11 protein-coding genes and 1 pseudogene are annotated in these 12,458 nt (G+C 36.6%); 10 read left to right on the plus strand and 2 right to left on the minus strand.

Translation table 11 applies throughout. The features are described 5' to 3' along the window. Positions 1 to 4 precede the first annotated feature (4 nt). The 9 genes and pseudogenes from FBQ94_RS11970 to FBQ94_RS12010 all read left to right on the plus strand — a co-directional run bounded on the left by FBQ94_RS11970 (position 5) and on the right by FBQ94_RS12010 (position 7,876). Positions 5 to 1,369, plus strand: coding sequence for an O-antigen ligase family protein (locus tag FBQ94_RS11970; RefSeq protein ID WP_007219943.1), 1,365 nt, complete (start codon positions 5 to 7; stop codon positions 1,367 to 1,369). A 26-nt stretch (positions 1,370 to 1,395) separates the two neighbouring features. After that, positions 1,396 to 2,595 carry a glycosyltransferase family protein gene (locus FBQ94_RS11975; RefSeq protein WP_007219942.1) on the plus strand — a complete coding sequence of 400 codons (1,200 nt, stop codon included), beginning with the start codon at positions 1,396 to 1,398 and terminating at the stop codon, positions 2,593 to 2,595. Positions 2,596 to 2,612: 17 nt separating this feature from the next. Then, positions 2,613 to 3,821 carry a prenyltransferase/squalene oxidase repeat-containing protein gene (locus tag FBQ94_RS11980; RefSeq protein WP_007219941.1) on the plus strand — a complete coding sequence of 403 codons (1,209 nt, stop codon included), beginning with the start codon at positions 2,613 to 2,615 and terminating at the stop codon, positions 3,819 to 3,821. A 12-nt stretch (positions 3,822 to 3,833) separates the two neighbouring features. Then, complete coding sequence (locus FBQ94_RS11985) at positions 3,834 to 5,279, plus strand: B12-binding domain-containing radical SAM protein (RefSeq protein ID WP_007219940.1); 1,446 nt, start codon at positions 3,834 to 3,836, stop codon at positions 5,277 to 5,279. Positions 5,280 to 5,413: 134 nt separating this feature from the next. Further along, a pseudogene (gene tnpA / locus FBQ94_RS11990) lies at positions 5,414 to 5,821 on the plus strand (IS200/IS605 family transposase); the annotation flags it as partial. Positions 5,822 to 6,205: 384 nt separating this feature from the next. Then, positions 6,206 to 6,460, plus strand: coding sequence for a UPF0175 family protein (locus FBQ94_RS11995; protein ID WP_007219937.1), 255 nt, complete (start codon positions 6,206 to 6,208; stop codon positions 6,458 to 6,460). After that, positions 6,457 to 6,696, plus strand: coding sequence for a PIN domain-containing protein (locus tag FBQ94_RS12000; protein ID WP_007219936.1), 240 nt, complete (start codon positions 6,457 to 6,459; stop codon positions 6,694 to 6,696). Before FBQ94_RS11995 ends, FBQ94_RS12000 begins: the two co-directional genes overlap by 4 nt. A gap of 605 nt (positions 6,697 to 7,301) precedes the next feature. Then, on the plus strand, positions 7,302 to 7,601 hold the full coding sequence (locus FBQ94_RS12005) for a hypothetical protein (protein ID WP_007219935.1): 300 nt from the start codon (positions 7,302 to 7,304) through the stop codon (positions 7,599 to 7,601). Beyond that, positions 7,589 to 7,876 carry a hypothetical protein gene (locus FBQ94_RS12010; RefSeq protein ID WP_007219934.1) on the plus strand — a complete coding sequence of 96 codons (288 nt, stop codon included), beginning with the start codon at positions 7,589 to 7,591 and terminating at the stop codon, positions 7,874 to 7,876. Before FBQ94_RS12005 ends, FBQ94_RS12010 begins: the two co-directional genes overlap by 13 nt. A 125-nt stretch (positions 7,877 to 8,001) precedes the next feature. Here FBQ94_RS12010 and FBQ94_RS12015 read toward each other — a convergent pair whose 3' ends face one another. Then, positions 8,002 to 8,274, minus strand: coding sequence for a PIN domain-containing protein (locus tag FBQ94_RS12015; protein ID WP_007219933.1), 273 nt, complete (start codon positions 8,272 to 8,274; stop codon positions 8,002 to 8,004). A 118-nt stretch (positions 8,275 to 8,392) separates the two neighbouring features. Next, positions 8,393 to 8,611, minus strand: a complete 219-nt coding sequence (locus tag FBQ94_RS12020; RefSeq protein ID WP_007219932.1) for a type II toxin-antitoxin system VapB family antitoxin — start codon at positions 8,609 to 8,611, stop codon at positions 8,393 to 8,395. An 815-nt stretch (positions 8,612 to 9,426) separates the two neighbouring features. Here FBQ94_RS12020 and asnB point away from each other — a divergent pair. Next, the gene (gene asnB / locus FBQ94_RS12025; RefSeq protein WP_007219931.1) at positions 9,427 to 11,304 is read left to right on the plus strand and encodes an asparagine synthase (glutamine-hydrolyzing); all 1,878 of its coding nucleotides are present in this window, start codon (positions 9,427 to 9,429) and stop codon (positions 11,302 to 11,304) included. The last annotated feature ends 1,154 nt before the right edge of the window (positions 11,305 to 12,458 follow it).

Below are 12,458 nucleotides of genomic sequence, written 5' to 3' on the forward strand. Positions count from 1 at the left end.
TACTATGGGAAATATACTATCATTAAAAATAGGTATAACGGCTATCATTGGATGTTTATTTGCAGCATTAATCGCAAGTGGTTTTTCTCCTCTGTATATCATGGGCATACTTTTCGTTTTAATTTTAGCTCAAATTTTTATTAGCCATCTCTTATATTTTCTCTTTATGCTTTTATTGTTGCGGCCAGCTATTGATAGTATTCTGTTATCGATAAGGTTTTCAGTCGGAGGTATTGATATAGGTTTAGGCGGAATAGTTAATTTATTCCTTGTACTTGGGGCAATTTTTTATATTTTAATTACCCCACATAATTCTAACAGATTAAAACTTCCCATTATTGCTTTTTATGCTATGTTCTGTTTCGTTTACAGCATGTCTCTTTTTACTTCTCCAGAAGTATCGAGTGCGGTAAAAATACTATTGGGCTATTTTTCTGTTCTCGCAATTCTAATAATGGTAATCGGTAATATATCATCTGAAAAAGATGCAGGTCTTTTATTGAAGGCTATACCCTTATCTGCAATCATCCCTATTGTAGTTGGGACTATCGATTACTTGTTTTACGGTGGCTATAGTGGTGAATTTGCTGCTGGCCGTTTTGTAGCTACATTCTCACATCCAAACGTTCTTGCTTTTTTCTTATTGATTATTATTGGATGTTTATTCTTTCAGATCGATAATCCATCTTCTTCATTACAGTATTCTTTTTGGCGTATAGTATGTATTGCTATCTTAATAAGTATTTTAGTTCTTGCAGAGACAAGAAGTTCCTGGATGGCTTTGGTATTGATGGGAGCAATGTATGCCGTTTTTTTTAACCGTAAATGGATCATGCCGGGTATTGGCATGTTGATAGTACTTAGCTTCATTCCATTAGTGCAACAAAAAATTTTAAATATCTTTAGTTCTTACGGAGGTCAGGTAGAAATCAATGAAATGAGCTCCTTTGGTTGGAGACTTAATAAATGGCATGACCTTTTGGTCGTTGGGGTAAAAAAACCATTTTTTGGACATGGTATTTTAGCTTCTCGTTATATTGGTAAAGATAATTTAGAAGCTCATAATGATTACATACGTTTCTTTGTTGAATCTGGCTTTATTGGAGTTTTAGTATATTTTTTGCCTTATTTTTATGTATTAACTCATGCAGTGAAAAATTACCAATCTTTCGAAAAAAATGGAGTTTTGCAAAAATTGGCAAGTTTTTTTATCTGTTTCATTCCAGCTTTTTTATTGATGAGTATTTCAGAAAATCTTGCAGGTTATGTGATTATTCATTGGTATTTTTGGGGTTTGATAGGAATTTACTTTAGATTAATTTCAATAAAGGAAAAAGCTTCAATTCAATATATTAATTTATACAGATAGAGTTTATTTTAATGATATAAACAAAGATGAGCAAACAAACGAGAACGAACTTAAGAGAAGAGAATATAATTTGTTTTGCGGGGGCTGATTGGTGGTATCACAATCCTCATTCAGATCTTCATATTATGAAGTCATTTGCAAAGCAAAACCGTATTTTATTTGTTAATTCTATTGGTACCCGTATGCCAAGTTTTAAAACAGACAAATTTGCATGGAAAAGAATTATGGGGAAATTAAAAAGCTTGGCGAGATATCTAAAAAAAGCAGAACATAATATTTATGTACTCACTCCAATTGCTTTGCCTCCAATAAGAGGATATGAGCGCTTTGTTTCGATCATGAATAAATATCTTTTACTTTTACAGTTCAATATCATTCTTAGGATGCTCAATTTTAAAAATCCTCTCTTATGGGTATGTATTCCTTCTGTAAAAGATATTGCATTACATCAGAGAAGGAAAATTGCAAAATGCCTTGTCTATTATTGTACTGATAATGTTGCTTATTATACAGGAGAAATTAACCATTTTATTTTAGATATGGATATAAGAATTCAACAGAGTGCTGACGTGGCCTTTTTTGTTAACCATCGCATGGTTGAGGAACGTAAAAAATTTAATCATAATACACACCATCTAGGACACGGCGTTGATTATGATCATTTTGCAAGATATAATCTTAATCATTTGCCGGTACCAGATGACATAATGGATATTAAAACACCTATTGTTGGTTATATTGGAGTTTTAACAGACCTTGATTTTGAACTCGTAAGGTATTTGGCAAGGAAGAATAAAGACCTTTCTTTTGTTTTTATTGGCGATATTTATTCGGATATAACTGTCGTAAAAGAAGAAAAAAATGTCTATTTTTTAGGTAAGAAGCCTTACGAATTGTTGCCTAATTATATGCAAAAAATCGCTTGTTTCGGCATTTATTATCGCAAAGATAATATATTTAATTGTTATAGAAATCCAAAGAAACTACTAGAATATCTCGCTACCGGTAAACCAGTAGTATCTGTTGATATTTTAGAATTAGAATACTTTAAAGATTACCTCTATATTGCGAAAGACTATGAAGAATTTAATTACCAACTGCATAGAGCAATTTCTTCAGATACTCCGGCAATGAGACAGAAAAGGACCTGTTATGCGAAGGAACATACATGGGATTTTATTGCAGACCAAGCGGCTCAACACATTGTAAGTTTTCTGAATCGTTGACTCACAATCAGAAAAAAATGATAAAGAATAATAGTTTTATCTTAAAGAGCATTCATTCTCTAATTAATTGGATTGAACAAAATGATTACTCCAGTTATGACCATTATGATTTTTGGTCTTCAAAAATAGGTATAGTAGGAAGACGAATCTTTTCAATGAATAAATTAATAGGTATGCCAATAGTTGCTTTCCTTAATTCTCTTGACGTATGCCTACCCCAATCTAGAAAGATTTTTGCCATGAAGGATAGATCGGCTGAAGCGATTCCTCGAATTGCTATGGGATACTTTCGGCTCTATCAAATGACAAATGAAATGAACTATTTAAACCTAGGGTGTAAACTCCTTGGTTGGCTAAAGGAAAATGCGTCAAATACCGAACACGGTTGTGGTTGGGGCTTGCATTTTGACTGGGAAGGAAAAGTTTTTGTCAAAAAGGGAACTCCATGCGTGACCCTTACAGCATATGCAACAGAGGCATTTTTGGAAGGACATCGATTAACAAAAGAAGAGATATATCGGGAAACTGCAGAAAAAACAGGTGAGTTTGTTGCTTGTGACTTGAATCGTAAAGTTATGTCATATGGGATTGCATTGAGTTATACGCCTACGAATCAAAATTACGTAATCAACGCTAATAGTTATGCTGCCAGGATTTTAGCCTCCTTAATGAGGGAAAATAGTGATGACTGGATGAAAAGGGAATTGGTTGAAAAAATTATTAATTACATTGTAACTCAACAAAATTCTGATGGATCTTGGTTTTATTTTGATCGTGATGATGTTCAAGAAAATAGAAATTTTATTGATAGTTTTCATACCTGTTTTGTATTGGAAAATCTCTATTGGATATGGAAATGGAATAAAAGTGAAAATTTGAAAAAATCAATCGATAAAGGATATGAATTCTTCATCAAACAATTTATAACCACGGATCACTCTGTTCGCTATTATTATTACTACCCATACCCTAATGGCATTAAAGTAGATATTAGGGGCTGTGCCGAGACAATATATTGTCTTACACTCCTGAGTGACCTCTATCCAGAAGCAATCAACCTAGCACGAAAAGTTGCCAAATGGACTATTAATAATATGCAGGATAAAAAAGGTTTCTTTTATTTCCGTACTTATCGAACCCACAGAAACAAGTTTCCTTATATACGTTGGGGACAAGCACCTATGTTCAACGCACTAACATTTTTATTAAGTAAGCTGACTTCTTAGGAGATCTTTGTAATGATAGATATATTACTAATTTATCCACCTTACCTGTCAAAACATAAAAGTCCTCCTCTTGGTTTAGCATATTTGGCAGCTTTTGTTGAACAACAAGGATATAAGGTAAAGATTTTAGATATGAACCCCTTGGGATTAACATTATCCGATATTGAAGACTCTATTAAAAAGAATAAACCTGAGATAATTGGTATATCTTTTATGACCAATCAGTTTGGAAACGCGTTAAAAGTGGCACAAACATGTAAAAGTATTTATCCCAAAATACCCATAATTTTAGGGGGTAACCATGTGTCTGCTTTGCCGGAAGAAGCTATGGAATATGATTTTGTTGATTTTGTAATCCTACGGGAGGGAGAAATTACGTTTAGACAGTTGGTGGAAGCATTGGATAAGGGAATAGAAAATTGGGAAAAAATTGACGGGCTTGTTTTTAAAAGAGATGGGAATATCATTAAAAATAGAGATAGAGCATTAATAGAGGACCTTGATATCCTGCCTTTCCCCAAATGGGATGACTTTCCAATAAATGCATACTCAGAGAAGATATTGGGTGTATCAGAAGAATTACCTGTGTTTTCTGTATTTACATCCAGAGGATGCCCGGGAAAATGTGCCTTTTGTTCTTCGCATACAGCTTTTACCCGACGGTTTAGGAAACGTTCAGCAGAAAATATTTTTTCTGAGTTACAATTTCTTGAGGAAAAATTTGGGGCACGCTATTTCAACTTTATTGATGATACACTAACCATAGATAAAAAGAGGGTTGATGAGTTATGTGATTTGATCATTAACACTAACAAACAATACCGATGGATTGCTAATGCAAGAGTAAATACCGTAGATAAGGAAGTTTTAAAGAAGATGTATATGGCGGGGTGTCGAAATATTTGCTTTGGTGTTGAATCAGGCGACCCGGAGGTAAGGAAAAATGTTGGAAAAGGGATAGCCGGGGAGCAGATTAAAAACGCTCATATTTGGGCAAAGGATGCTGGTTTAATTGTTTCTAGTTTTTTTATGGTGGGGAACCTCGGCGAGACATGGGAGAGTATTGAAAAAACTATTGCTCTGGCAAGAGAACTACATTCTGATTATCCTACGTGTGCCATTGCAACGCCATTTCCTGATACACGTTTTATGGAAGAAGCAGAAAAAAATGGCTGGTTAATTACAAAAGATTGGAATAGATATATAACAAACCCTCATATTGATCAAGATTATTTTCCCGTATCTACAAATGGTATTCTGAGTGCAGAAGAATTACTTGAAGCATATTATAAGGTAAATGCGGCGTTTGCAAAAATTAAATTAACTACAAAATACGGTGAAAGATATCTATTTAATCCTGAGTTTTATACGAAAGAAATCGGTAGCAGAATCAAAAAACTTGGAATTAGTGATTCATTACAACTTGGCTGGAAGTTGTTAAAAGGAGGGTTTAACTAATTCCTAAGCTAAACCATCCGCTAAGCGGGTGTGAATAGCAAAAGCTATGCTGTAGTATTTATAAAAAAATCTCCTTCGGTATACTGCGATTGGGAATGCTTTAAGATTCGCAATATAGCAGAAGGAGATTAAGGGTGAAAAAGAGTTTATCACATACGGTATGGGAGTGCAGGTATCATGTTGTATGGGTGCCGAAGAAAAGGCGTAAGATAGTCTACGGAAAGCTACGAAAAGAAATAGGCGAAATATTGCGTCGTTTAAGCGAGTACAAAGGAGTGGAAGTGATAGAAGGTAAAGCATGTATAGATCACATCCACATTTGCTTGGCGATACCACCGAAATATTCAGTATCAACGATAGTGGGATATTGAAAGGGTAAAAGTGCGATGATAGTGTTTGAGAAGCACAGTCGTCTGAAGCAAAATTTTCGAGGCCACCAATTTTGGGCGAAAGGTTATTATGTGAATACAGTGGGGTTGGATGAGGCGAAGGTGCGAAAATATATACAGGACCAAGAGGAGAGTGAGTCGATTGAAGACAAATATGACTCTGACTTAAGTAATCCCTTAAGGGATACCGGTAACAATGCCCTTATAGGGCTAATCAAGCCACCCGCTATGCGGGTGGTACTGACTTTACACAGCTTTATTTCTAATATATATGATGTTTTTTGTCAAGGGATATAAGGAGTTACATAGAAATATTTCTTTCTGTAATTATCAATATGCCAAAGAACGATTTTAGGCCATAAAGATTGCAACGAGGCTAGAAAAAATATATCAAGAAGTATTGCAATTTCAGTAAAATATAGTGAATCAGGGTTACTCATATAAACACGGATAAGCTAGCTTGTCCGTGCCACCCTGGAAAACCGTATAAATAGAATGAAAATTCCTCTACAATCAAGCTAAAGGAGGCATAACAATATGAAGGAAAATATTCTGATAATAAAGTATTCAGATGACTTCCTACTTTCTCTTAAAGAGAGCAAGGAAGAATTTGAAGATGAAGCAAGATACCTTTTGACTTTGAAGCTTTATGAACTCGGTAAAATATCTTCTGGCAAGGCCGCACAGTTAGCTGGAATAAGCAGGGTGAATTTTTTATTGAAATTGAGGCAATATAAGGCCTCTCCTTTTCAGGTGGATTTAGATGAGGTTTTAGAGGAATCCAAAAGATGACCGTTCAGGAAAACCAGATTGTGGTTAATACATCGCCCTGGATTGCCCTTTCAATATGTAATCAAATCCCGTTACTTCAGAAGCTTTATAACGACGTTCTCATTCCTTTGGGGGTAAAGGAAGAAATACTGGAGGGAGGGGAACAAGGAATTGGAACTTATGAACTAAAAATCAGTTCTGGGCTAAAGATTGAAAAAGTTGTTGATCTTGAATTGAACAGGTCTGGTAGACAGTAGTAGGGTGGGCATTACCCCATACGCATCAAGCTAAGCGCTACCCGACTTGTTCCCAAACTCTGTTTGGGAGCACGCGTGTGCGAGAAACTCTGTTTCTCGAATCAAGAGGTACCTGATCGTATGATTCCTCGGTAGGGGCACGTTGCAACGTGCCCCTACTCGAAACAGAGTTTCCAGGCAATTGCGTTCCCAAACCAGAGTTTAGGAACGAGCCAACGAGCCACTAACGAGCTAGGAGAACTATCAAAGGCCCAAAAGGACGAAAGATATCATTCATAATAAAGCTCTTGGATACAAAAATCCTTAGCTTGATGCGTATGGGGCATTACCCACCGAAAAATAACATGTAGGCGAGGTGTTTTGATGGACAATACCCACCCTACGTAGCTTTGAAATTCCTATACATATACATTAAATTAGGCATTTGGCAACTTTTTTGTAACACTCATGTAGGGGCGAACCTTGTGTTCTCCCAAACGGGAAACAAATACAAACGTTTTGAATTGCGCTAAGTAAAGGCGAACACAAGTAGGGGCAGGTTTAAAACCTACCCCTACAACAAAACATTGAATTTCCTAAACATTAAAGAGGAAATAATTACTGATATGGTTACTATAAATGTAAAAAGTACTTCGGGTGAGACCGAAATAATAAAGAGGCTTCTGTCCGGAGGGCTGAAAGAGGAAAAAAGAAGGATAAAATTTGCCATAGAAATATCAGCGTCGAAGATAAAAAAATACGAGGAGAAATACGGAATTTCTACAAGTGTCTTCACGGATAAATTCAAGAATAGAGAAATCGAAGAGAGTGATGATACCTTTAACTGGTGGGCAGAAGAAAAACTCGTAAATGAACTGAAACAGAAATTATCAATAATTGAAAACATTGAAATATGTCAATCATAAAAGAGTATCTTGCTCAACTGGATAAGTCTCTTAATGATATGCCGTTTAAACTCCTTACCAATATTCAGTCGGAAAATAGAGGCGATGCTGCGTTGTATATCATTGTATATCATATGTATAAAAACCTTTCCAACGGAAGGCACCGGTGTATGGGTCTAGGGATAAATTCCTATGCCATAGATAATAAGAGAACATTGTATATTCAAAAAGATATGTCCCATTCATGTCAATCCAATATGCAGAAGGTTGTGAAGAATTCTGAAGATAGGGTATGATCATCTGTAAATATCAGCATGAGGAACTAAAGGCTAACATTATCATTATGGATGACAGGTGATGATATAAGAAAATGAGATTATAACGAAGGTGTTTATTATTCAACACAGCTATGCTGGTTGGTTTAACGAAAGAATAACGAAATACTGTTTATATCCTGGATAGTATGAAAATGATTGTCAATAGTAAACACCTGATACTTATATTTCTTTGCGCAACAAGCGATGGTGATGTCAGACAGTGGAATTGTCTTTCCCTGCAATCGAAGTTTCTTGGAGAGCATCCCGGCTTCTATCCAGATATCTTTCGTTATTTCGAGATATTCAATGGTATTGAACACGTCTAATACAATTTCATATTCTTTATTTGTCTTAATACCCTGGAGTAGTTCAGCCATGATTAACCCGACACCAGCAACAAGGTTGTTAGAGATGAGATCTCTCAGGCTGTTTGAGGTTTCTCATTTTGTACGAAAGAACTCGATCCAGATACAAGTATCAGCAATAACTTTTGGATTATGTTTTGTCCTCATATTCCGTTATTTCCTCCTTCTCCAATTGTTGCCAGTTGTTTTCTATATCTACGGTTCCCTGGTAAGAGAGAATATCTTTAATATGTTTCTTTTTGAGATAGTCTTTAATGGCAATAGTAATCGCCCTGGTTTTTGATTTTTCATGGGTAACTTCAAGAAGCTGTTTCATTAAGAGGTCATCAATATTTAACGTGGTACGCATGTTTTATCTCCGTATGAATATGCTTATAATGTATGACATAATTGTATGACATTGAAATATGCTTGTCAAAAGGAAATTACGTTGTATCTGAAAAATCGCCGGTTCTGCAAGGATATTTTACGCCTATAGAATCTGAAGATGCTAAGGTTAATTGATAAGTTGGGTTGAGGAACAACACCCAATACGAACATTTACGGCATTTATGAAAATGTTGGGTTTCGTGCCTCAACCCAACCTGCTTAACTATTTATAGATACCAATATCTTTCTTGACTTATTTTGGTTTCTGACAAATTTTTTGATAAAAACAGACGTTGCTTGCTTATAGTATTTAAGAGATGAAACCAGACAGAATATGGAGAAAGTCAAGACTTTTGTTATATGCAGGTGTATGGGATGTACGGGATCCTTAACCATGTCATTGCGAGGGTATTTTCCGAAGCAATCTTTTTTTATAATGCCAGATTCAATCAGAGTAATGGACAAATTATACTCTGTTTACATAATGACAAACAAAAAAGGGTGGCTCAAGGGCTAAAAAAATAGAATTAATTCATGGAATGAATGCAGGATGGAAGGACCTCTCTGATGGTTTATAATAATAGATTCTTGTATGTGTCATTGCGAGGGAGGTTTTTTTTCCGAAGCAATCTTTCCTGAAATACGCAAGAGATTGCTTCGGGAAAAAATCCCTCGCAATGACACATACGAGAGAGTCTATTATGATAAATTAAGTTGACAGTGTACTAGAATGTGGGTAAGAATGTGCAATGGCCAGCGGGGTAGCGTTCTATCTGTTGAGGAAATGAATAAAACATGTGTGGAATAGCAGGTATATTCAATTATCAAAATAAACACTCCATTGACCTGCAGGTTTTGCAGAAGATGGGCGGTGCTATTCGCCATCGCGGACCTGATGACGAAGGGTTTTTTATTGATCCGGCAGTTCACCTTGGACTCTGTCATCGACGTCTGAGCATTATTGACCTGACAACCGGCAAACAGCCTATGTCCAATGCAGCAGAAACAATATGGATTGTCTTTAATGGCGAGATTTATAACTTTGTTGATTTAAAAAAAGACCTGCAAAAAAAAGGATGTCACTTTAGAACAACCTCAGATACCGAAGTTATTATTTACCTGTATGAGAAATACGGTGAAAAAGGATTCGAACGTCTCAACGGTATATTCGCCTTTGGGATATATGATAAAAGGAATCAGTGCCTTATTCTGGCTAGAGATCACTTCGGGGTTAAACCGCTTTATTATACGTTTGTACAGGGAAGCCTGGTCTTTGGGTCAGAGATAAAGGCCATTCTACAATACCCTTCTTTTAAAAAAGAACTGGATTATGAGGCATTTCACAGCTTTCTTACCTTCAGGTATAATCCATCACCTCAAACGCTTTTTAAAGATATAAAAAAGTTATACCCTGGACACTATTTAAGAGTAACATCGGAAGGCTCTGTTGAGTTAGAATCATATTGGAATTATCAGCCTGTAACAAATGCCAATATTTCTGAAGAAGAGGCAATTGAAGAATACCAGAGGTTATTGGAACAGTCAATTAGACGACAATTGGTAAGTGATGTGCCGGTGGGGTTATTATTAAGCGGTGGTATTGACTCGGCTGTAATTGGGTACTTAATGCAAAAATATGCAAAAGAGAAAATCAAGACGTTTACTATCGGGTTTCCAGGAGAAGGCGATTTTAATGAACTGTCTGATGCGCGAGTTTCAGCGAGATTGATTGGGACTGAACACTATGAACTGGAATTAACACAAAAGGAGTACATGGATTTTTTCTATAAGTCATTTTATTATATCGAAGAACCCATTGCGGAGACATCGATTTCGGCGCTCTATTATGTTTCAAAACTTGCATCGGATCATGTAAAGGTTGTATTGGCAGGGCAGGGGGCTGATGAGCCTATGGCTGGATATCATAGATACATCGGGGAAAATTATATAAATAAATACGCTGGTTTATTGCGTATCTTGCCATTTCAGACTATTGCCGCAATCCTACCGAGAAACGAAAGGTTTAAACGGGCTGTATATGTAAGTAAATTTTCTTCGGAACTGCAAAGGTTTCTGGGGATTTATACCATATTTACCCCTGAGCAAAAAGATCAATTACTGAATGATGACGTAAAGGGACAGATGAGAGATGTTGATGAGATGCTCGTAGAAAGGCTCTATTCACAAACGTCTCAATTAAAAGACTCTTTATCAAAAATAACGTTTATCGATACGAGAATGGGTTTGCCTGATAATCTCCTGTTGTTTAATGATAAGATGACAATGGCAAATTCACTGGAGATGAGGGTACCATTTCTCGATATCGGGTTAATTACGTTTTTAGAATCTTTACCAGCCTCGTTTAAATTGAGAGGGACAACGGGAAAGCTTATCCATAAAAAAGCCGTTGAGAAATGGTTGCCCAAAGAGATTATTTACCGAAAAAAACGAGGTTTTGAGACGCCGATGGATACATGGTTACAATCCGATCTGGCACAGGTAGCTAAAAATATTATCAATGCGAAGGATTCAGCCTGTAGTAACTATTTTTCTCTGCGTTATATCAATAGAATGATCGACCAGCACCAGCATAGGAAAGAGAATTTCCGCAGACATATTTTCGCACTCTTATCATTTGAATTATGGTGTAAAGGTTTTTTTGAAGGTCGGTAAGTTGGAGCAAAGACTTTTGATAATCTGAAAAACAAGATGATAGTTGGTACGACCTTGTAGTACACTGTCAGGCTAATTTACTCTCATAAGCTTTAGAGTATGTATCATTGCGAGGGAGGTTTTTTCCCGAAGCAATCTTTCCCTACGCGGGTTCAGGTTTGCAACCTGAACCCATAATTTTAATGTATAGGAAATTCAAAGTTTTTCATTATGCCGTTAACACACCCCGACCCCAATTGTAGAGACGCAGGATTTTGCGTCTCTCCAGGGAAGTGAACCCACCCCTAACTCTTCCCAGGAGGAGAATAAACACACCCCCAACCCCATATGCATCAAGCTAAAATAGGGAAACGGTGGAGAATAACAAACCACTCCTAATCCCCCTTAATCCCCCTTTAAAAAAGGGGGAAATGCATAATCCCCCTTGGTCCTTCTTTAGAAAGGGGGAAATGCATAATCTTCCTATAGTCTCCCTTTAGAAAATGGAGAAAAGTTTGATATGTTTGATCAGGCAAACTTTTCTCAAGAGGAAATCCTTCCTCCTTTTCTCAACTAATCATCCTTTCCCCCCTTTTTTAAACTTATCCTTCTTTCCCCCCTTTTTTAAAGGGGGGTTAGGGGGGATTAGAGGGGAACATGCACACACATTGCTCTTTCTCCAGGGGGATACCTCCTTCCCATGGAACACTATTCTTAGCTTGATTGTAGAGGAATTTTCATTGTATGTAAGCGGTTTTCAGGGTGGCACGGACTGTAGAGACGCATAATAATGCGTCTCTCCGTTTGCCCGTGTTGTGTTTAACGTGTCATTGCGAGGGTAGTGTCCGAAGCAATCTCTTGCATAGTTGAGAAAAGATTGCTTCGGGAAAAAACCCCTCGCAATGACACATACTCTAGAGCCTCTTATGGTAAATTATCTTGATGCATATGCCCCCAACCCCCTCTCAAGGGGGGAGTATAAAAGTCCCCTCTTGGGAGGGGATTTAAGGGTAGGTAAAAAGTCGTTGGGTTTTGCCTTGTAAAACCCAACCTGATTAATAAAGCAGTTTATAAATACGGCTTTGTTGCACAAAGCCGGATAAATATCTGATATACTAAGAGAATAAGGGAAAGAGTACCATAAATTATTTTGTAGGATAAGTATATCAGTATGA

Origin of the sequence: Candidatus Jettenia sp. AMX1 (assembly GCF_030263775.1) — a bacterium.
In the GTDB taxonomy this organism is placed as follows: Bacteria; Planctomycetota; Brocadiia; order Brocadiales; family Brocadiaceae; genus Jettenia; species Jettenia caeni.